Origin of the sequence: Pseudoalteromonas sp. BZK2 (assembly GCF_014349195.1) — a bacterium.
Lineage (GTDB): Bacteria > Pseudomonadota > Gammaproteobacteria > Enterobacterales > Alteromonadaceae > Pseudoalteromonas > Pseudoalteromonas simplex.
Genome location: NZ_JACSOG010000045.1, coordinates 1 through 22,283, shown reverse-complemented (window position 1 = coordinate 22,283; position 22,283 = coordinate 1). Strand labels below are relative to the sequence as shown.

Sequence of the window (22,283 nt, the reverse complement as noted above, 5' to 3'; positions counted from 1 at the left end):
ATAAAATAATAAATATAATTCATTTCATTTATATTGCATTATTAATTTATCGTGCCTAAAAAGTGGTAAATTGCTAAAGTGCTTGCACCTTTGCTCAATGGTGATGGCTCATTATCAATAATTAACTCAGCTTTTTTAGCTTCTGTATGCTTATAATTTAATGGTTTAAATTTCACCGTATCAGCAATTGTCTTTCTAACTTGATAAGGAAGGTCCCCTGAAATAACGATAGCGCTTGGGTCAAAAAGGACTTGGATAAAATGAAGAGGTTGTTCAAGTGCACAAGTGGCACTATCAAGCCAATCTAAATAATGTTGGTGATCGGCAGAACTTGGGTCTAGCGAATCTTGCCAACTTTCTATATTGCTTTTTTTTAAATAAGAACTCAGGGAGCTTAAGCAAGGACGAACTTCTTCTGGACCTGGGCTAAATAGTGCCGCGACTTCTCCGGCATTACCTGAATGTCCTTTTAATAGTTGTTGTTCTGTAATGAATCCACCACCAATGTTTTCACTTAAAGTAAGTACAAAAGCACTTTTCAAATCACTGCCTCGATTTGAAAGCGAATAACCAACTGCGTTCGCGTTCCCATCATTTTCAACGTAGCAGGGGACTTTGAATGCGACCTCAAAAAAAGAGACTAAGTCTAATTTTGTCCACTCATCAACGTTGTATTTATTGCAAACAGTTTTAGATGAGACAAAAAAACCAGAGATTGCGACGCCAATACCTATAATTTGATCGGTTATAGACATACTGTCTAGTATGTTCTTTAGCGTAATTTCAGCTGTTTCTAAACATTCCTTAGGTCGTGATAAATCAATTTTTTTTGAAACTTCAGCAATATGATCGCCACATAAATCATCTAATCTAATTATGAGTTTACTGTTCGCAAAAACAACTCCAACTGAAAAAAGTTTATTTGGCTTGATGGTTATATTGATAGCTGGCTGACCTCTTGAGCCTAATGTTTTTGATTGTTGCTCAATTAGTTCCGCCTCTAATAGCGACTTCGTTAACCTTGTTAGCGATTGGTTTGACACTCCCATAACTTTGGCAAGTTCAACTCGACTGGCTTTATGTTTGCGTCTCAAGTAACTAAGAATAAATTTTTCATTTTTATTTAAAGTAATCAGACCCATAGACGTAACCTTTTAACATAACAGCAAATATGGCAGTAATACTACACATTAAATAACCAAATGTTAATTAATAAATTCGATGTTTAATTGGCTTCATGGGTAAGTCCCTGAATTGACGTTTTTTAACTGTCTTTAGATCACATTTGTTGCAAATTATTTAAAAATTTTCTTCCAAAATCAGATTAAATAACATAATGTGATTTAATAGATGGCTCATAATTAATGATTCAACAGGAGATAAAATGAAAAAAATAAACAAGTTTCATCTTAATTTATGCACTACTGCACTTGCTTCAATTGGCTTGCTAGTAGGGCATTATGCGCACGCTCAATCCACTAGTAGTGATGAACGTGTTTCTGAATTAGAGGTGATAGAGGTTCAGGGTGTACGAGCGAGTCTCAATAGAGCATTAGGTCAAAAAAAAGAATCAGTAGAAGTTACAGACTCAATCTCTGCTGAAGATTTAGGTAAGTTTCCTGATTTAAATATTTCAGAATCTTTACAGCGTGTCCCGGGAGTAACATTAAATAGGAACAGTAATGGTGAAGGGCAAGCAATTAATTTAAGAGGGTTGGGACCACAATTTACACGTGTTGAAGTAAACGGCATGTCGGGTACGTCAAACGGTAGTGGGGGGCGCTTTTCTACAAGCTCAGGGGGTAGAGGGTTTAACTTTGAGCTATTAGCAGCAGAACTGTTTTCTAATGTGACTGTTAAGAAAACGCCTACTGCAAAACAAACTGAGGGTGGTATGGCAGGTGTTGTAACGCTAGAAACACCTAAACCTTTGAGTTATGAAGGCACTAAGTTCACTGTATCGGCGCAAGGAAACTATAGTGAAGTGTTAGAAGAGGCTGACCCTAGAGGATCCCTGTTCTTTAGCCATAATATAGACAACACACTTGGCTTTTCTGCAAGTGTTGCATATTCCGACACTCATTTTCAGTCTAATACAGTGGAAAGTGGTGTCTGGCGACCAATGAATGTGGTGGGTCGTGGTGATTCGAATGATCTCATTGCTAACGGCACTCGCTATTATATTTTTGATGAACAAAGAGACACACTTGGTTCGACGTTTAGTGCACAATACCGCCCTACAGATAGTCTTGAAATGTTGCTTTCAGTGCTCTATGCAACATCAGACAGTGAAAGGCTAGCAAACAGAAATGATATGCCAGTAGAAAACCCAGGTCAGACTGTTAATTATAGCTCTGAAAACGGTGTCGTAAATTCAGCATCTTTTACGGGTGTCCAGCAGCGTGTTGGAACAAACTACTTAACTACTGATGAAGAGTTCACGCAAGTTACATTTGATACAAAATGGGACTTAAACGACTATTGGCAAATCCGCCCATTTATTGGTTATTCAAAACGCGATGCTAAACGTCAATTTGACCTTTATTCATTCCGATTAGCTGAAAATGGTGAATTTGATCCTGGTACTGTTTCTTATGATGTTAGAGGTGACTTTGTAGATTTTCAGTCATCTCACACTGATTTTACGTCAAACCCCGAAGACTTTTTATTCAATGTATTTATCTTGCGTCCATCGGTTGATGAGGATGAAGAAATAACGGGTAAGCTTGATTTCAGCCGATACTTTGATGATGGGGCATTAACCAGCATTGATTTTGGCTTTAGATATTCAGAACGTGAAAAAACACGAGTTCAAACTCAGGAACGACTTCAACGTTTACCTGAAACAGGCATTGAAGATATGCCTAGTTTAGCGAGTGTTGCGATGACGATGCCTTTTGAAGTTGATGGTTCATCGGCGCCAAATTTACAGCTAGTTGCTGACCCTCGTTTAATACGGAGTGTTTTTTATCCTCAAGGTGACGCTGTTTCAGGTGCTTTTATCAGGCCATTACCTGGTTTTGGGGCATCAGAAAGTTGGCAAGTAAATGAAGATACCTTCAATGCTTATGTTCAAGCTAACTTTGATTTTGAGAGCACCCTACTCAATGTTGGGCTAAGGTTAGTTAAAACAGATCAAACAGCCTCTGGTAACACAGTTGAAAATCAATTCCAATCTACGGAGCGTATTACGCCAATTACTGTATCGAATAGTTATACTGAGTACTTACCCAGCGCAAACTTAAGACATGAACTTGACGAGAATCTACTTTTAAGAGCTGCTTATTCTGTTACGTTGACTCGTCCGGATTTACCTGCACTTGCACCATCTGAGACTATTAGGGGTATTGACGAAGGGGGGGGTACAGGTGCAAAGGGTAACCCTGAACTACAACCTTTCACATCTTCAAATTTTGATTTCGGTATTGAATGGTATTTTGAAGAAGAAGCACTGCTAGCTGCCAATATATTCTATAAAGACATAGAAGGTCTTATAGATACTACTTCATTTACAGAAGTGCGTTCATTCCCTAGGCAGTCTGATGGTGTAATTGTCTCTGCACCTATCATATTTACCCAACCCGCTAACGGCGTTGATGCAAGTGTTAAAGGTGCTGAATTTGCCTTCCAAAAACCATTTACTTTCTTACCTGAAGGTATTTGGCAAAATTTCGGTGGGCTATTTAATTTAACTGTTACTGATAGCGCAGCAGACTTTAATACTGAGGACGATGTGAGAAGTAGTGGCCTACCTGGCTTATCAAAGTTAAGTTATAACGCATCTATTTATTATGATGATGGTGCGCTAGATATGCGACTTTCTTACGCTTGGCGTGAACGCTATCTTGCTCAGTTCTCAGATGATTTTGGTGTTCCAAGATTTATTGACGATTTTGGTCAGCTAGATCTGTCCGCGAATTATCGAGTAAATGATGATCTGCAATTTCAAATGCAAATTTTGAATCTAACTAATGAACAAATGATAAATCAAGCAACTTCTCGCTACTTGCCATATGGAGTTAGCGAGCTTGATCGCCGTGTGTTGTTCGGTGTGCGATATAGCTTCTAGAAGTACTGATAATAATTGATTTCCCTATTATCAGTGTAAGTAGGCTGGCCTGCCCGCCAGTCTACTTTTTTGATTGAATTTTGAGAAATGGAGTTAACTTTGTTTAGATTATTTTTTTGCATCGTTTTAGGGTTAATACCATTACATCCTTCGATTGCTAACTCAATGATTGAGCTCTCTAAAGGTGTGTATTTTGAACAGATAGTTATTCGAACATCTGATGAAGTAAGTTTTTTAATTGAAACTCAGCCGTATCGTATGGCAAGGAGTGAAAAAGTAGAAAAGATTATCGCTGATTTTTCAGCAAAACATCATTTATCAATGGTCACCCATGAATTAGAGTTTCCTGATTATTTGGGTAATCAAGTACCTTTTAAAAAGTTCTCTATTGCGCCAATCTACAGCCTTTATGATGCTAAATCACTTTCAATGCAACTCTTAGAAATGGGTATTCAGGTTAAGGAAATACTGAAATGCTCTAAATGTAAAAGTGACAAAAATCAATTGATCAGTGTAGTGAAAATTGATCCTAACCTTTTTCGTGGAAAGGTAATCTCTAGCTTAGCTACTCAGTCTATTAGTGGGTTAGCAACGGTTAGTGAAATTAGTGAATCAAATAATTCTTTAGTAAGTGTGAATGGTAACTTTTTTGTGATGCATTCTAAATTAGGTTTACCTGGAGATATTTCAGGAATTGCAGTTGAGAATGGGAAGTTATTGAGTGAAGCTGTTAATAATAGACCCGCTTTGATTATAGATAATAAAGGTAAAATTAAGGCTAATATTGTACATAGTACAAATACAAAAATAGTTTTACGAAAGGGGAACGAGGAGCTAGCCATTAACGGTTTAAACCGCTTGCCTAATAAAATACTTAATTGTGGTAATTTGCATAATGGCGAGTTTCAATTTCCTACGCATGATGTTGTTTGTACAAACAACAATGAAATTATCGCTTTTACAAAAGAATTTGGTCCGCTCAATCTTTTAGATGAGATTGAGGCTGAGTTGTATATTTTAAATGACACTAATAGCAGTCTGTCAAAAGTTAGTGGCTATCCAAAAATGCTCAAAGATGACGAAACTTTAATTCTGGCAACAGGTAGCACTAAAGGGAAGCTTGATGCCTTTATAAATAGTAAAAAAGGTGAGGCTGTATCTGTTAGTTATCAGGTATATGCGGATGGAAAAGAAATTAGTTTACGAGAAGGTCTATTTATTATTGGAGGTGGTCCCACTCTATTGTTGAATTCGCAAATTCCCTTAGCGGATTGGTATAAGCAAGGTTGGCATATTTCTAGCCATAAATCAGCAATCGAAGGGCAAGATACAACAGATTTTGAATCAGATGAAACTCTGGATCGCAGTAGCTTTTATGCAAGTTGGGTATATGGAGAGCACCCTAGAACTTCTGTAGGTGTTGATGCAAAAGGAAATATGTATATATTTGCTGTCTACGGAAGAAACCCATATTTAAGTCAGGGAATGAGTTTGACAGAGCTAGCTGATTTCATGAAAAGTAAAGGTGTGGTTGATGCGATAAATTTGGATGGTGGTGGTTCAACAGCAATGGTCGTTAATGGCCGTTTGACAGGAATCCCGTCTGATAATAGAGGTGAGAGAGAGGTCGCTGATGCGTTATCCATTATTCTCGATTAAAGGTGCATAAGGTTCTTTAGAATAAAAATGGTAATTTTAGAGTTATTTTCGAAATAACCTTTTGTGTTTTTCTGTAATAAATAAATTCTTAGTTTTTAACTAGCTGGTGACTTGTAATTTATACCTGGAGCTTCTGAGGGCCGCCAATATTAAATGGTTTACCCTATATTTTTTTGGTGGTCTTCTTAGTGAAGTTCAAGCTTCTTTTGCGACAGAAGAACAATAAAAAAGCTATGGTTAATTTAATAATATTCACTTTTTTTCATTGAACTATAGACCCAGTAATGGCAAAGCTTTCGGTAGGTTGAGATTATAGTGCCATTTACTTGGGTTGATTACTCTTTTTTAAACCCATCAATCCTAAAATTCAAAAAACGAATTTTTCTTCTATTTCAATTTTTTTTCAGGCTTTATTGATTGGCTAAGTTGGTAAGTTAACTCTGAGTAATTCCAACAAGGTCTAATAATGAGTTATTTACAGGCAGCGGCTTTAACTACTTTGATGTTTTCATTTAGCGCTATTGCTATCACAACTATCAAAGGAACGATGAATGTCTACAAACCAGAATTTGTCATCGAGAACAAATCAGGCACACTTATTTCAAACGTAAGAAACTTCAAGCTTGAGGCACGCCAAACTGTTATAGACGATTACTGTACTGTCACTACAGATAATAATTTAGCATTACAAGGGGGAACCTTAAGCGCTGGATATTGTTTATTTGAATGGAATAACACAGCCGGTTATTCAATTGATGGATTTAAAGTTGAAGGCGTTGCTTCCAATTCAGGTCCGAATAGTATTGGCTACTCAATTTATTATTATTCAGGGTCAGCAAAAGCTAAAAAGTTAGTTGATACAAAAAACTTTATTTTTAATTTTGCAGCTCCAGTTAAGCCCACTGTCCAAAGATACTCAGTTAAGCTTGGAAACTCATGGAAAAGCGTAGGTAGCCACACCAATTACAACCCCGCAAACAAGTTTTCTGCAGTTAGAGTTAATGTTGACGCAAGGGATTACAGTCAGAAGGTATCTATACCATCGCTTGGTAACTGTACAGTAGTAAGTGGCGCTACTTCATGCGATATTTCATTTTCAGAAATAAAGCTTGGTGATGCTATTTCAAATAAAGTGGGCTCTTTAAGCTATCAAGTGTCAGTTGATTCGAGTAATAGTTATTGGGGAGTTAGTAACACCAAACATGCTTTAACTGTTCCTTGGAATTACCAACCAACAAAAATTGACCTTTTTGAGGTTAATTCCATGCCTGCTAGTTATGCGACTACAAAGACAATAAACGTTAATAGCAAATCAATTCAAGTTTCGAATAACACAGCTAAACTCGTTTTAAATAAGCCTTCAAGCGAGATTGTTGGCGATTGGTGGGCCCCATCTGAGTTAATTGTAAAATTCAGCCGAAATAGTCAGCCAACCATTTCAAGTGGCATCACCTATAGCGGGAATGTTCTATATACAAAAGATGGCTCACTAGTTACAGCAAATAAGACTATTACGAGCACTAAGAGAGAAAGTGTAAATGGTGCATATGTTTACACGTTCGATATGACGCAAATTGAAGATGGTTATTATGGTGCTTCTGTGGCTTTCACAAATTCAAGTGGCATCCCTTCTAACCAAAATTTTAATGGGTTAAGAATTAACAAAACTGCCCCAAAAATTGATATTTTCAAATCAGGTATTAAGCAAAATAACAGCAGTAACTTTGCATACAATCAAGAGTTGGTAATTTCAACTTTCAATTCATTTACAGATGACGTTGACCTGATATCGATTCAAGTTAATTCTTCTAACGTTGCTTTTAACAAGGAAAAAATCGGTGTAGCCACAATACCTGACACTGTTAGTTTCAAAAATGGCTTAAATACAATAAAAGTTACGGTCAAGGATACTCTGGGGCATTTATATTCCAGAACAATCACACTAAATAAAGTTCAAGATGAAATCGAGTTTAAGATTAACAATTTAGGTGGTCGATTAGTATCTCACGTAAAAGAGTCTAGTTTTGAAGCAGTTCAAACTAAGTTTTCAAGTTTCTGTGACATTGTGACTAATGAAGCGGTTGCAATTGGTACCAACAATAATGTATCAGGAAAGTGTTATTTTGAATGGGTTGGTATGGATGAGCTTGATAGAGATAACTTCTCTCTGAAAGGTCGATTGAGAATGAGCGGAGTTGTGCCTGTTGGTTATAAAGTGTTTGCCTATTTTGGTGCGGAAAAAGAGAAAACACTAATCAAGTCTGGAACTACATCTTTTAACGTCGAGGCCCCAATTGCGCCTGAACTAACAAAATATTCTATTTATGTAGGGAATAAATGGATCGACAATAATAGCGATGTAAATCACGATCCAAACGCTCAGGTTAAAGCCATTTCAATCACTACAAAGCCAGTTAATTATTCACAACAGGTAATTGTCGATAATTTGGGGAGTTGTTTAATAAATGCTGGAAGTACATCCTGCACAATAAATATCACTCCTTATTACCTTGGAACTAAAAATTACATTGGCTATGAGGATGGCATTGTTTCTCACCAGTTTAAGATAAATTCAATTAATAAGTACTTTACTGATAAAGAAATAAACTCTCAGGCCATTGTAAGTTGGGAATATGCATACTCTCGGGTAGAGCAAGTAAAAGTTAATGCAAGGGCTAGTGGTTTGCCATTGAGCTTTGGCTTGTTAGGCGCTTCTATAGATGTTGAGAACGAAACAGCGAGAGTTGTATTTGATAAACCGTCTCCAGCTATATCAGGTACATGGTGGCTTCCTAAATCGATTGAGCTTGAGTTTAAGGTTAGTGGTTCGCACGAAGTTCTTAAGGAGCTTGAATTTGACGGTACTACTCTTTTTAAAAACGATAATATTACTGAAGGTGAAACTGTAATAGTAAAAAATCTAACCGGGCCTGAAGTTATTAATAACAAGTTTATTTATACAGCTGATGTGCAGAGTGTACCAGATGGACACTACGATATTACGGTTACTTCAAAGTACTTGTATTCAAAATCAGATAAAAAAGAATTTAAAAACGCTGCATTCTTATCTCGTAAGCAGCCATCAATTTCTATTTTCAGAAACAGCCAAAGTATGGTGGAAAATGATGAGTTCTACTTTGATAGTGAACTGTTAGTAGCAGGGTTTAATGGCTACGTAAATGGTGTCACTATTGAGAGTGTACAATCAAACGGCGTGCCATTAAGTTTAAATTCTGTTGGTGACGGTATTGTCACTATTAATGGCTTAACTCAGCAGTTATCACCAAAAGATAATGCAGAAATTAGTGTTGTAGTTAAAAACTCTTCAGGTGATAAATTTAATTATGATCTAAATGTTGTCTTTGCACCTATGTCGTTTGATATAAAGCATCGTGAAAACGACTATCTACCGTTCAGACTAATTGAATTGGTTTATTTAGATTCTGAACAAGTGAGCGGCGAAGAGTGCCGGTTCTATAGTGAAAGAGACCTCGCGGTTAAATATGCGCGCAAAGGTGTTAAAAGTTGCATATTCAATTGGGTTAATTTACCAGAAGGCTTTGAAATATCATTGCGAGGTAGAACACCATCGGCTGTTGGTTATTTAGACAAAGCGCTTGTAGAAATTGAAAGCGATATCGAAATAATTAATGAGTTAGGTGAAACGCTGATCATACCTAATGAAAAGACACTGATTTCTTCTCAGGAACCAACAGGGATTTCAGTTGAAGCTAGCTCAAGGCGAGAACTTATAAACGGTTTTTATCCAGTTGAATACTCGGGTGGTGAAATTGTCAGAATGGGAACTGTATCGAGCCCTGGTTCATTAGATATGACATTCGACACCAAAGGGGTTAGCCAAACATTTCCGAAAAACCCTTCTACAAGAACAGGTGAAATATTTAGAACATCTGGTAGGTTCGATATGCCTTTTGAAGTTGAACGCAATCTATGGGAAGTATTCCCTATCGATTACAACGTTAAGTACCATAGAATGCCAGAAATAAATGCATCCCAAAGCATTAAAGCTTTAGTCGTTCCTGATAGCACACTTGGCGTTAATCTAGATTTTCAAGATGATCAGATCCTATCTACCGATGAAGTAACGGCTAAAATCAACCTTGGGAATTACAATCGAATCGATGGATGGGTTTATGACAAAAGCTCAATGGGTGAATGGGAAGTTTACATAGGTAAGTATGACAGAAGAAATATACCTGAACCATTAACAGAAACTGTCACAATAGATGCGAAAGGAGAAGCCTTCATAAAAATGCCAATGGAAGTTATTGGCGAAGAAAGTGGAATTTATGTTGCAGTAGCAAAAGCAAAAACACCTATACCTGATTATGAGTACTATATTCAGTCTGCTCGTGCATACTTTATTGTGTACAAAGGCACTAAAATTGAAGGGGAGCTAAAGGATGGCTTAATTAAGGGCCGGATACCATTGAGAGCTTCAGCAATTTACTCACCGGAAGACCGAGCAGATGTTGGATCACTTGGCCGAGTTGTGTGGGAAGTTTCAAGTAACGGTTCCGATTGGAGGGAGTCTACAGAACATAAAGATACTTTACGTTGGCGTAAGCGATATGAAAACGAAGAAATTGAATACTTGAGAGTTAAAGTTGAAAATAAGTTTACAGGCGAATGGTCAACTAGCGGTACTCTAAAAGTTGTTGCTTATGAAAAACCTGAACTATTAATTCAACAAACTAATGAAGTTCTATTTAATGAAGCTGCAAAGTTCGTTTTGTATGACGGAGATAACCTCGTTCAAAATGGGGATGGTGTTATCGAGTGGTCAACTGATAATCGTAAGTCTTGGTTCTCAGGTCCAGCAGAAATCTCATTCTATAAAGATGACTTTACAGGAAGAGATATCAATGCCCGAATGAAATATAACGGAATAGCAAGTGACAGTAGTTTGGGTGATGAAGCATTTGTCGAAGCTAGGGCGCGATACTACTTCTTAAGAGCGCCACGATTCTATTTTGATTTAGATGTCCCTGATCTAGTCGAAGTCGGCTCTACACACCACATTAAAGGAAGCTCTTTCACAAGAACTGAGTCTATTAATGGTAGGACTCAAAACCAATGGGTGTTACCGGATGGGAAAGTAATAAATGATAGTGAATTTGACCTGACATTTAGTGAAAATCTTCTTGAAGGAAGAAACTTTATTCTGACCTACCAAGCTTGGGTAGAGGGGTCAAAGCAAGAGACAATCAGCGAGACTAGAGTTCGTGTGAAAAGCTGGACATACGAGTTTCCTGAAATTGAACTAAACATGCCAGCTACAGTAAATTATATGCCTTCTAAACATATTGCATGGGTAGGCTTAGAGCGTCATTTTGCTCCTGGCGTCGAGTATACATATGAGCTACTAAAAACACCCGGAGTTAAAGTATCAAATCAAGATGACGGCAAGTTTACTCTGCAGTTTTCCCAAGAAGGAATGAAAAATCTCACATTTAGGGTTACTAACAGCAGGGGACAAAGCAAAGAAGTAAGCCAAATTGTAGAAGTTTTACCTCCAACACCATTAGAAATTGAGATTGTGCGTACATTCAGTAATGAATACCTGAGATATCCATTAGATGTATCACTTAGATCTCGTGTATGGCTTTCACATCCAGATGATAGAGTATCATTGTATAAATGGTACTTGGATGGCGAGCTTGTCATGGAAAGCAAGCGTTATAGAGAAAGTATTGGAGATTTATCAGTTGGTAATCATACTATCCGCGTTGATGTTGAAACTGAGTTTGGTCAGACAGGTTCGCAGTCATTTGAAGTAAGCGTGATACCAAATCAGAAACCAACCGGTAGTATTAATATGCATGAAACAGATCAAGTGTTTGAATTACATCTCAACTGTAATGACTCGGATGGTCGAATTGCTGCGACTACATGGCAGTTAAATGGTGAGTTACTAACGCATTCTCATAATATTATCCAATTCAGCAAGGATAAGCTAAAAGGTACAAGTTATGTTGTAGGTAGATGTTATGACGATAGTTTTGAATACATAGATATCACTCAGACAATTCATTAATTTGGTGAAAATGTATAGCCTCAACTAATAGCTACTTACTTTATTTGGGCTATTGTGAGTGAAAGTAAGGGCTCATCTACAATTATAGAACTGCCTCAGTATGAAGAAATTACTCTGTAAAAACAAAGCATTACACTGTTATCTTGTGTTTCATTATTTTTTGTTTGTTTTTTGTGCTTTAATATTATAATAATTAAAAAGGATTTAACTAAAAAAGGAACACAAAATGATAACCCCTCCCTTTTTAACCAAAGCTAGAAAAAAGTTTATAAAATATAAAACTCTAGCAACCCTATCCATATTTATGACTGGCCCAGCTTTTGGTTATGCTTATCTAGGAGAAATTAGCCAGCCAAATGAGAATAAAGCTGAAATTCAAATTGTTTATGGATGTTACACAGTGGACGTAAGTTGGTATGAGTGCCAGCTTACTATAGGTTCTCAAACGTTTACAGTCCCGAAACAGGCGGCTCCGCCTCAATACAACCCACGTCCTATTACACTTTCAGTTGAGCAAGGAACTCATCAGATTTCACTTTGTATCCTAACAAATGGTCAACGAGGAGGTTATGTATGCAGTGAGGGAGCGAGTGCATCATTTACAGTTCAAAGTAATACCTCAAAGTTTGAATACGAATATGATGCACTTGGCCGGTTAAAAAAAGTTGAGAACATTGGAAAGTCCTCTTCTATTTATGAATATGATGATGCAGATAATCGCACTTCAAAAACGACAACAAAACAATAAGCGCAAGGAGCACACATGAAATTAAAGATTAGTAAACTAGTTTCATCATTTTTGCTGTTATTACCTATTTCAGCATCCGCAGTTACTGTCTATGAAAGCCCAGAAAGTCCAAACTCACTAAGACCTCCTTTGGCTTAGCAAGTAACTGATAGCAAAGGGGTTGATATTGTAACTGGCTTTGCAAGCTCTACTTCAGGCATGCAAGTAAGCATAGGTTCAGGTAAAAGTAGTCTATCAAGTTATGCTAAAGGGTTTCAAATTGGGGGTGATAACCTTGCAGCAACAATTACAAAAATGAATGTTCGAATAAAGAGAGACGGCATGTCACCTGAAGATAAGAGGCGATACCTTCTAGGATTAGAAGTAGGCCAGTATTATAAGGTAGATGCGTTAGGACAAACCGAGATATTTAGAATTGATGATGGCTCATTCGACAATGCAAAGCAAACCGGTGGCTTACTTAGCTGTAGTGGAACAACTTGTTCGTATACAACTAAAACTGGTGATATTTTCACTTTTAACAGTAATTATTCTAATCATTGGAATTCCGCACCTTCATGTTTTGATAATTCAGATTGGGCTGATGAATCAAACTACGCACTTGTGACTAAATTAATAAAGTCAGATGGTGAAGTGTTAAACTATACATACTCTCAGAATAGTTGGTATTTTGCAGGAGGCTGCTACTCGTTGAGTGAAGGGCCACCGTCTTACGATATGCCAAGTGCAGTCATAAGCTCACTAGGTTGGATGATAAAGTATTATTACTCAGATAAATCCGGACCTTTCTCTGACGTCAGTAGTCAACGTTCAGTTATGGCCATTAATACAGCAATCGAATACTGCGATCCTACATCAGAACGTTGTGCGGGGTTAACCAATGATTGGCCTGAATCTGTAGTCAATTTTAATGCCAAAACACATTTTTCAGCAGACCCTGCTAAAAGTTACAACTTAGTAAATATAACTGCGACAACAACTCAGCCAGGAGATACGAAAAGTTCAGTTTCTAAATATACTGGTGGCTCTTTGTTATCAGATAAAACGACAGAAACTTTTACTTCTGCTGAAGGTGTCAAGTTCAGCAAAACAACAAACATAATGCATCTAGGTACTCTCGGGCAAATGAATACCTGGGGAACTGGCTTAAATCGTGTGTCAAGTATCAATGTTGCTGGTGAAGTATTTGATTATAATTTTTCTGATTTTAGTCAAATAACTGGGCCTGATGGGACTTATGAAGTTGATGGCGCGCTAAGATTAAAATCATTTACTGATAATGAGGGTAGGACAACAAGTTTTGAGTATACGACCTTGCCTGTTGACAAGATAGAGAGGGTTACAAGACCAGATAACTCTTATACCACATATGAATACGATACTCGTGGTAATATTTTATTTATCAAAGAATACCCAGACCCAAGCAAAGGCTCTACCCCATTAATTACATCAGCGACATATTGGGCATGTACGTCAAGTAACCGGAAGTACTGTAATAAGCCTAGAACCATTACAGATCAAAATGGAAATACAACAACCTATACATATTATGCCGCACACGGTGGCGTTCATACGGTTACAAAGCCAACGGTTAACATTAAAATCAATGGTACAACAAAGAGTGTCACGCCTGTAACGACTTTTACCTATACTGCATATAAACCTTATTCGTTTAACTCTTCTGGGGTTAAAACAGCGGCACCTCAAAATATATACAGACAGACAAAAATGACTCGCTGTCGTACAGCAAGCACATGTGCTAATAATGCAGAAGAGTATGTTGAAGTAACTCACTATGATATAAATGAAAATCTGCTTCCAGATTACCAAATCATCAAAAATGGTAATAACTCTATATCTCTAAGAACTGATTATGAGTATGACATATACGGCAATCTTATGCTCAAATCTGGACCTCATAATCGTGATGAAACTTACTACTTTTACGATTTAAAACAACAATTAATTGGTGAAATTGGGCCAGATAGTGACGGTCAAGGTCGTATTGGTGTTCGCAAAGCTTATAATGCAGATGGAAAAATAACTCATGAACTTACTGGCGTTGTTTCTGGCACATCGCTTGATGATTTGCTCTCAATGCAGGCCTTTAAGTCCACAACCACAACATATAATGCTTCAGGGTTAGCTGAAAAAACGATAACGAGCGGTGATGACGTAGACTACGATACTGTGTATCAAATGAGTTATGATAGAGACCAGCGCTTAGAATGCCAAGCATTGAGAATAAATGAAATTATATCTTCTAATGCTTGCTCTGCTAGAAGCGGACTTCTTGGTGAAGATCGTATAACTAAAAATATATATAATTCAGCTGGTGAGCTAGAGCAGATAATTGAAGGGTATGATACTTCTGTTCAGAGAGTCTCTAAGCAAAATGTTTACAACACAAAAGGGCAGCTTTACCAAGTTAAAGATGGTAACAACAATACAACCCAATATCAGTATGATGGCTATGGCCGCCTCCAAAGAACCATTTTCCCTTCCAAAACGACAGCTGGTAGCATTAATACCGCTGATTATATCCATGTAACTTATGAGGGGGCATTAGTAAAAACCCAGCGATTAAGAAATGGTACAACCGTTACAAACCAGTACGATAGTTGGAATCGTAAAATAAGAGCTTCAAGCAGCTCAAACGGTACTTATGGTTCAATTAATGAAACATTTGGATACGACAACTTTGACAACCTTACGTCACATACCAACTCGAGTACCGGTATAGCATCTCAGTTATTTACTGCTGATTATAATGCATTAAGTTGGAAGAAATTTGAGAGGACACCTTTAGGTCAAGTAAGTTATCTTTATGATGATTATGGCCGTCGCGAAAGGTTAACTTGGCCAGATAGCTTCTATATCACGTATGATTATGGAAATTCTTTACTATTAAAGAACATTAAGGAAAAAGGAACAGCAATTCTCGCAACCTATGCGTATGATGAAAGAAGTCAAAAAGAGTCTTTCAATCGAGCTAACAATGTAGCGAGTGACTATATTTATGATGACTTTCAAAGATTAACCAGTATTGCAACGGATGTTGGTGGAAGCATTCAGTCAGATGATTACAATGCATCGTTTAAATATAACCCCGCTAATCAAGTGATAGAAAAAGAGGTTGTTTTAGGCAATCCTAACTATGAATATACAAAACATAGTGCATCTGAAAGTTACACACCCAATGGCTTAAATCAAATAACGAGTTGGTCTGGCACTAGTATTAGTTATGATACTAACGGTAACCTAAATAAAATAGGCACTAAATCGTATGTGTATAACAATGATAACTTGTTAATTACTGCAAATGGTACAGCCCTTCGCTATGATGCTGAAAAGCGTCTGTATAAAGTTGGTTCAACCTGTTTTTTATATGATGAGCAAGACTTAATTGCTGAAACGAATTGTAGTGGAACAGTACTTAATCGTTATGTACATGGCCAAGCAGTTGATGACCCTATTGTTTGGTACCAAGGCTCAGGCACAGGCACTAAACGTTATTATACTGAAGACTACAATGGGAGCGTAGTAGGTATTACTAACAGCTCTGGTACTTCTTATGCAATCAATAGTTATGATGAGTATGGTATACCGGAAACAACCAATGTTGGTCGTTTTCAATTTACAGGTCAGGTTTGGCTTGATGAAATAGAGCTTTATTACTACAAAGCAAGGATTTACAATCCGAAACTCGGCCGCTTTATGCAGACCGACCCCATCGGCTATGAAGACGGCATGAACTGGTATGCTTATGCTCATCAGGATCCAATAAATAACACTGACCCTCTGGGGAAATATTCTTGCGATAATGAACAACGATGCGATGATAATAAAGAAAGGCAACCAGAAAAAACTACTGAAGAATTTGAGGGCCATGAATATAGTCAAAATGGGTCGGAAAAAATACTACCAACTCCTAATAAAATAAAAGACGTAATTGCAAGTAAGGGAGGAAAGCGAAATATCTCGGTTGGAGAACACAACAGAAACTCGGACCCTAAAAAGGTTGAAGAGGCAATGAAAAAAGCCAAAAAAGATGGTAAAAGTGAACACTATAAAGCATTAAAAGGTTTACTTAAAGTTATTAAAAGAGGGGGAAGAGGCATTTTTCCAATTCTTCCTGTTACCGATGAAATGATTAAAGATATTTATGCTCCTGAAGTGCCTGAAACCGGCTGTAGATCCAATGGCGAATGTAAAGTCCCTATTGCAAACTCTAAAATTTATTAAAGGAAAAATTATGAAAAATTGCACTTCAGACGGAATTAGTCTTAATGATTGGGAAAAGGTAGAGGATCTAGCTATAGAGTATACAAATGTAACTTTAAGTGATTCTGATAATTCAGTTTTTAGAGAAAAATTAAACCGTTTATTGACTGAATTAGAAGATAAATATGGAAGACTTCCAAGCTTATTAGCTACTGAAGCTGATTTTATATTAGACAAAAAGCGTGCTCTAAGTTTGTTAAAAGAAGCATATGTTTGCGCTCTTGAGTTAAATGACGAAAAGAACTTGTCATATATCTCATCGTCTATAGTTGAGTTTTATAATGATGAAAACAATATAAAATTAACTGCTTTTTGGTTGGAGATTTTAAAAAAACACTTAATAAATCACAATGATGACTACTTGACCAGCATATATGATGATGTACTGGTCCGCCTATGTGGGGAAGGCTCCGATTGCAAAGGCAATTGAAGTATAAGAAGTTCAGTGATTCAAAGTAAACATCTATAAATACTTGCTCAGAAATAAATGCTGAATTTAGAATTAAAAAAGGTAGCCTCAACCAAAGGCTACCTTTTTTTATACTAGAGTTCTTTGGAGGAGACTTTAGTATGTCGTAAATGTACCACAAATATTCTCTTAATCGCCAAAAAAAGTTCAATACGAAAGAAAATCTCAGAATTACTCAAAAATCCCACTGTAGAATTTATTTACGTTCTCACAAAAACAGTTAGCTATGAATAGCATAAAGTTAAAAAGCACAATCATAGTCTGCCTTACACTACTAGGCTTATATGGGTTAGCGGAATTATTTTTTGCTCGCTTCACATTTTCTTTTCCTACCTTTCAAGATCAGTGTTTGCATGCTCGCATGTTCATAGTCGACAAGCGTGATAAGGATATTAAAAGGGGAGATTTAGTTGCATTCAAATTTAACAAGGAAGATAAAAATTTTGATAAAGGGTTGAGCTTCATAAAAATTGCAGCCGGTGTTCCAGGAGATGAAATCAAATACTCGCCAAATGAAATGTTTGTAAATCGAGTCGAATCCAAAATTGCTGGAATGACGCATGCCATTAATTTCTTACAGTTAAGCCCAAAAGAGTATGAGCGACAAATCACCTTGAATGAAAATGAATTCTTTATGGTTGGTGAGACTATTTATAGCTATGACAGCAGGTTTTGGGGGCCAATAAATGAAGAGGATATTTTGGGGAAAGCATATGCAATTTTTTAAGTCGATTGTTTTGCTTTGTGCGTTTTCAGTTTCGGTAAGTGCCAATCAAAAAAACGAATATGATGTTTCTAGTTTTCAAGACGCTGCGAATAAGGCTGTCGAGAAAGCCAAAGAAAATGGGTGGTTAAAAGATATAGATAAGCCAACAATTCAAGAAAAAGATATAGCTTTAGCCAAGTCAATTGCAGATCAGGCTGTTGTTATTTCCAGTGAAACAATGAAGAGAGCGCTTCCACAACAAGAAAATAAAATTGATTTATTAGAAGGTACAGATGGCGCTATTTTCGTAAGTTTCTCAATGCCCAGAAGAGCACTTATTGATGCCTTCCAAGTGGCCAAAGAGCATAACTTAACAATTTTATTTAGAGGGCTAGAAAAAGGAGCTACACACATATCATCGACGATGAAGCTTATTCAGAAATTAAGTGCCATATCAAAAGTAGAGCCAAATGTAGGAATAAACCCACTAAGATTTAAAGAGTTTAATGTAACCGGTGTACCAACTATCGTCATAAGAAATGGTAATAAGCATCTTATTGCTCCGGGCACATTGAATGCGCAATATGCAAAAGATCAATTTGACCAAAAACAAGGCGATTTCAAGTTAGAGCCATTAGGCCAATTATTCAATATTGACGAACCTGACATCATAGAGCAAATGAAAGCTGCAGCAGGCAAGATTGATTGGGCTGAGAAGCAACGTTTAGCAAAAGAAAGGTTCTGGAAGAAATATAAAACTTACCCTCTCCCAACGTCAGAAGAATCTAAGCAATGGCTAATAGATACGACTGTTCGCGTAACTCAAGATATCAAAAATGGCCGTGGAGAAATATTGGCCCGAGCTGGCGACATAACAAACCCTTTAAAACAATACCCTATGCATTTAACCATTTTTGTAATTGATCCCTATGTGAAGTCACAGGTTGATTGGGTTAAGGAAGAATTAAAATCGATATCAGGACAGTTTCAGATTCATCTAACCCATATGGATAAAGACAAAGGGTGGGATGACCTTGGTAAGTTTCGAAATGAGTTTGGGGCACCAGTTTTCATTTTGCCTAAACAAGTTATTGAAAAATTCAAAGTGGAAGCTACACCAAGCAAAATCGAAACACAAAGCAATGGCTATTTACTGGTACGTCAATTCGATTGGAGTGAAAAATGAAATTAATTTTAGTTGGGTTAGGCGTTTTAGGTGGGATCTATTTAAGTTACGAGTACCCCACTGTAGCAAAGCAAATCTGGGATACCGCTTGGCATTACTTTCTAATCGCATTTAATTGGTTAGAGTCAAAAGTGGGTCAATTGTAATGCGCTTTACATTGATTTCCCTTATTTTCTTAGTCGCTTTATTTTCAACGCAAACAAAAGCTGAAGGTAACGCATGCAATAATGCGAATGTATTTAGCAATATAATAAATGAAGTTTGTTGGTCGTGCTTCTTGCCAGTGCGATTGATGGGAGTAGGTCCAAAACCAAATGGGGCTGCACCTGACCAATCAATTTGTGCTTGTAATGATGCTCTTGGAATCCCGGAGTTTGGCTATCAACTAGGGTTTTGGCAGCCCTCTAGATTAGTCGAGCATGTGAGAGTTCCATGGTGTGCACCCGCATTAGGGGGAGTTAGGCTTCAGGATGATCTATTTTCATTGTCGACTGGAGTGGATGTTAAAAGTTCCGGTGGTGCAGATTTGGCAACGTACCAATACCATTACTATTCATACCCATTATTTGCGATGTTGGAAATTTTGTATTTGCCTAAATGTGGTGGTGAATATACAGATTTTGATTTGATGTACCTTAGCGAGATTGATCCAACTTGGAACAATGATTTGCTCTCAATTTTACTATCCCCAGAAGCATTTATATTTGCAAATCCAATTGCAAAAGCGTGGTGTACTGCGGATTGTGCCGCAATTACAGCAGGAGATGTTCAAGAATCTACATATGGTTGTGCCGGCTGCGACGGAAGTCTCTACCCATTTACAGGAAATGTTTATGATGGTGAGTCAGGGCCGCGTGTAACTTCGCTTTTAACACAGCGTGTACTTGCTAGTTTGCACCGAAAGGGGTTGGCTAGAAAAACAATCGGAGAGGATGCAATGTGTAAACCCGAGTTTTGGCCAATGATCCCCAAATCCCAGTATAAGCTTTCGATGCTTCACCCTGTAGCAGAAGCTGATAGAAACTCTCCAAATGGTATGTGCTGTCACCCATTGGGAGAGTCTGAACATAAATGGTCTACAGCGGCTGGTGGTAGAACCATCCCAGGCCTTGAAGACTACTTATATTTACTGTGGCGGTTTAATGACTGTTGCGTAATTAGCTCTGGTATCAATGCGCCTTCAGAATAGTGAGTAATTTAATGAAAAGCGAAGATTTTAGAAATTTTTTGAATAAATATAAGCTAAGTAAACAGCAAGCAATGCACATATTTGGATTTAAGAAAACAACATATCACAAGTATACAAGCTTAAAATACGAAGAGGAGATAAGTACCAGTGTTTCAATTATTTGCGAGTGCCTTGACCACATGGGTAAAGGTAAAGCTAAGAGATACTTAGAACTGAAGCTGTCAACACACCGAGATAAGTCAGTTAGAAAACTATTAAACTGACGATTAGTCATTTCGCCGTAAACCCTCGCCCGATAGGGCGGGGATATAAGGCGTAAAGTTCGAAGAACTTTAATATCTTTTTTGTACAAGCGGACTCAATCGCATCTCTTAATTGCTCAATCATCAAGCCAGTAAGCATTTTGCGTCTGTACTTTGTCGTGAAAACTAAATGGACAACTACATTACTCACGCTGAGGCGCTTTCTCAGGTAACCTTTTAATTATTATTTATTGTATGCACTCACTTTACATACCCACCTCAACTCAATAATATTTCATCATTACATAAGTGAGCACTGAGATGTTAAGAGCAACAAAAGTACGCATTTATCCAACACAAGAGCAAGCTGAGTTTTTAATCGCTCAGTTTGGTGCTGTGCGTTTTGCGTATAACAAAGCGCTGCATTTGAAGTCTCACATGTACCGTAAGCGTGGTGTCACACTGAATCCAAAAAAGGATATAAAACCACTGCTTGCTGTTGCCAAAAAATCACGAAAATACCACTGGCTAAAGCAATATGACTCAATTGCTTTGCAGCAATCCGTGCTCAACATACACCAAGCCTTCGACAATTTCTTCAATCCTAAGTTGAAAGCTAAACACCCACAGTTCAAACGTAAACACGGCAAGCAATCTAGCTATCACTGCGTTGGGGTGAAAGTGTTGGATGCAGCGATTAAGCTACCAAAGATGCAGCCTGTAAAGGCGAATATTCATCGTGAGATAATTGGCACAGTTAAAAGCATAACGGTAAGTCTAAGTAGAACAGGTAAGTTCTACGCCTCTATCCTTGTCGATGATGGAATGGAAACGCCTAACTTAATTCACTCTGTGAGTCAGGTTACAGGTATCGATCTAGGTTTATCTCATTTTGCTACTCTATCAAATGGCAAAAAGACAGCGCAAATAGGACTAAAGCCCGTTTGTTGGTTGCCAAGTGTTACGAAAAAGTAGCGAATGCTCGCGCTGATTTTCAACATAAACTCAGTCGAACCCTTGTTGACGAAAACCAAGCAATAATAGTAGAGACTCTGAAATCAGCCAATATGATGAAAAACCGCAAGCTGGCAAAGCACATTGCCGATGCAAGCTGGAATAGCTTTGTTAATAAATTAGATTACAAGGCGAAAGAGCAAGGTAAACATGTGATAAAAATTGATCAGTGGTACGCCAGTTCTAAAACCTGCTATTGCTGCGGTCATAAAATGGAAGAAATGCTATTGTCAGTTCGCAAGTGGGATTGTCCCAACTGCGGCGTTATGGATATAGATCGGGACTTAAATGCCGCACTTAATATCCGTGACAAAGGCATTCTGGAATTAAAAGCGGCTGGACGGTCGTTTCTGCTTATGGAAGCTGAGTAAGTCTCGATACTATCGAGCAACGGCTAACGAAATAAGAAGCATCGCCTGATAAGGTGGTGAGTAGTCACAGCATATGGGGAAAGGTAAAGCACATAGGTTTGTAGAGGAAAAACTATCTACACATCCTGGTGAACTACCCAGCGACATCGGTTCACTCTGATCACTGGGCTTCTACAGTCTAGCTTAACGGCTAGGCAGCTTCTTTTTTCTCAGATCCAAAATCCAACTTCGATAATTCGAAGACTTTCGTTTTAACAGATTGTTTCTGCTGAGATGCGGGTGTTACCC

Annotated in this window: 12 protein-coding genes and 1 pseudogene; 11 read left to right on the top strand and 2 right to left on the bottom strand. The window is 37.6% G+C overall.

Annotated elements, in window-relative coordinates:
• Window positions 1-41 precede the first annotated feature (41 nt).
• Entirely contained in the window at window positions 42-1,142 is a 1,101-nt protein-coding gene (locus BIZ38_RS19450) for an ROK family transcriptional regulator (protein ID WP_187491050.1), read from the bottom strand.
• 242 nt (window positions 1,143-1,384) lie between these two features.
• Here BIZ38_RS19450 and BIZ38_RS19445 point away from each other — a divergent pair, with 242 nt between their 5' ends.
• The 10 genes from BIZ38_RS19445 (at window position 1,385) to BIZ38_RS19400 (ending at window position 20,368) form a co-directional block, all read left to right on the top strand.
• Complete coding sequence (locus BIZ38_RS19445) at window positions 1,385-4,069, top strand: TonB-dependent receptor (RefSeq protein WP_187491049.1); 2,685 nt, start codon at window positions 1,385-1,387, stop codon at window positions 4,067-4,069.
• Window positions 4,070-4,168: 99 nt separating this feature from the next.
• Window positions 4,169-5,728: a phosphodiester glycosidase family protein gene (locus BIZ38_RS19440; RefSeq protein ID WP_187491048.1), complete on the top strand. Its 1,560-nt coding sequence runs from the start codon at window positions 4,169-4,171 to the stop codon at window positions 5,726-5,728.
• Between the two features lie 466 nt (window positions 5,729-6,194).
• Window positions 6,195-11,786 carry a hypothetical protein gene (locus BIZ38_RS19435; RefSeq protein ID WP_187491047.1) on the top strand — a complete coding sequence of 1,864 codons (5,592 nt, stop codon included), beginning with the start codon at window positions 6,195-6,197 and terminating at the stop codon, window positions 11,784-11,786.
• A gap of 226 nt (window positions 11,787-12,012) precedes the next feature.
• Window positions 12,013-12,534, top strand: a complete 522-nt coding sequence (locus tag BIZ38_RS19430) for an RHS repeat domain-containing protein (RefSeq protein WP_187491046.1) — start codon at window positions 12,013-12,015, stop codon at window positions 12,532-12,534.
• Between the two features lie 198 nt (window positions 12,535-12,732).
• Window positions 12,733-16,779: an RHS repeat domain-containing protein gene (locus BIZ38_RS19425; protein ID WP_187491045.1), complete on the top strand. Its 4,047-nt coding sequence runs from the start codon at window positions 12,733-12,735 to the stop codon at window positions 16,777-16,779.
• A gap of 10 nt (window positions 16,780-16,789) precedes the next feature.
• A complete protein-coding gene (locus BIZ38_RS19420) occupies window positions 16,790-17,248 on the top strand; it encodes a hypothetical protein (protein WP_187491044.1) in 459 nt (152 codons plus the stop codon).
• 265 nt (window positions 17,249-17,513) lie between these two features.
• Window positions 17,514-18,014, top strand: a complete 501-nt coding sequence (gene lepB, locus BIZ38_RS19415; RefSeq protein WP_187491043.1) for a signal peptidase I — start codon at window positions 17,514-17,516, stop codon at window positions 18,012-18,014.
• Complete coding sequence (locus BIZ38_RS19410) at window positions 18,001-19,179, top strand: TrbC family F-type conjugative pilus assembly protein (RefSeq protein WP_187491042.1); 1,179 nt, start codon at window positions 18,001-18,003, stop codon at window positions 19,177-19,179. Before lepB ends, BIZ38_RS19410 begins: the two co-directional genes overlap by 14 nt.
• A complete protein-coding gene (locus BIZ38_RS19405) occupies window positions 19,176-19,325 on the top strand; it encodes a hypothetical protein (protein WP_155950869.1) in 150 nt (49 codons plus the stop codon). The genes BIZ38_RS19410 and BIZ38_RS19405 overlap by 4 nt, the downstream gene beginning before the upstream one ends.
• Window positions 19,325-20,368 carry a TraU family protein gene (locus tag BIZ38_RS19400; RefSeq protein WP_187491041.1) on the top strand — a complete coding sequence of 348 codons (1,044 nt, stop codon included), beginning with the start codon at window positions 19,325-19,327 and terminating at the stop codon, window positions 20,366-20,368. The genes BIZ38_RS19405 and BIZ38_RS19400 overlap by 1 nt, the downstream gene beginning before the upstream one ends.
• Before the next feature lie 270 nt (window positions 20,369-20,638).
• On the opposite strand, the gene BIZ38_RS21900 is transcribed toward BIZ38_RS19400, so the two are convergent.
• Window positions 20,639-20,821 (bottom strand): transposase, encoded by a 183-nt coding sequence (locus tag BIZ38_RS21900; RefSeq protein WP_410445982.1) that lies wholly within the window; start codon window positions 20,819-20,821, stop codon window positions 20,639-20,641.
• 110 nt (window positions 20,822-20,931) lie between these two features.
• Between BIZ38_RS21900 and BIZ38_RS21895 the strand changes: the two are divergent.
• Window positions 20,932-21,995 (top strand): annotated as a pseudogene (locus tag BIZ38_RS21895) (RNA-guided endonuclease TnpB family protein).
• Window positions 21,996-22,283 lie beyond the last annotated feature (288 nt).

What these genes read in the sequence shown, in the direction of transcription:
- BIZ38_RS19400 (WP_187491041.1), top strand. Translation starts at nt 19,325, where the DNA reads ATGCGCTTTACATTGATTTCCCTTATTTTCTTAGTCGCTTTATTTTCA.
- BIZ38_RS19435 (WP_187491047.1), top strand. Translation starts at nt 6,195, where the DNA reads ATGAGTTATTTACAGGCAGCGGCTTTAACTACTTTGATGTTTTCATTT.
- BIZ38_RS19430 (WP_187491046.1), top strand. Translation starts at nt 12,013, where the DNA reads ATGATAACCCCTCCCTTTTTAACCAAAGCTAGAAAAAAGTTTATAAAA.
- BIZ38_RS19420 (WP_187491044.1), top strand. Translation starts at nt 16,790, where the DNA reads ATGAAAAATTGCACTTCAGACGGAATTAGTCTTAATGATTGGGAAAAG.
- BIZ38_RS19450 (WP_187491050.1), bottom strand. Translation starts at nt 1,142, where the DNA reads ATGGGTCTGATTACTTTAAATAAAAATGAAAAATTTATTCTTAGTTAC.
- lepB (WP_187491043.1), top strand. Translation starts at nt 17,514, where the DNA reads ATGAATAGCATAAAGTTAAAAAGCACAATCATAGTCTGCCTTACACTA.
- BIZ38_RS19405 (WP_155950869.1), top strand. Translation starts at nt 19,176, where the DNA reads ATGAAATTAATTTTAGTTGGGTTAGGCGTTTTAGGTGGGATCTATTTA.
- BIZ38_RS19425 (WP_187491045.1), top strand. Translation starts at nt 12,733, where the DNA reads ATGCAAGTAAGCATAGGTTCAGGTAAAAGTAGTCTATCAAGTTATGCT.
- BIZ38_RS19410 (WP_187491042.1), top strand. Translation starts at nt 18,001, where the DNA reads ATGCAATTTTTTAAGTCGATTGTTTTGCTTTGTGCGTTTTCAGTTTCG.
- BIZ38_RS19445 (WP_187491049.1), top strand. Translation starts at nt 1,385, where the DNA reads ATGAAAAAAATAAACAAGTTTCATCTTAATTTATGCACTACTGCACTT.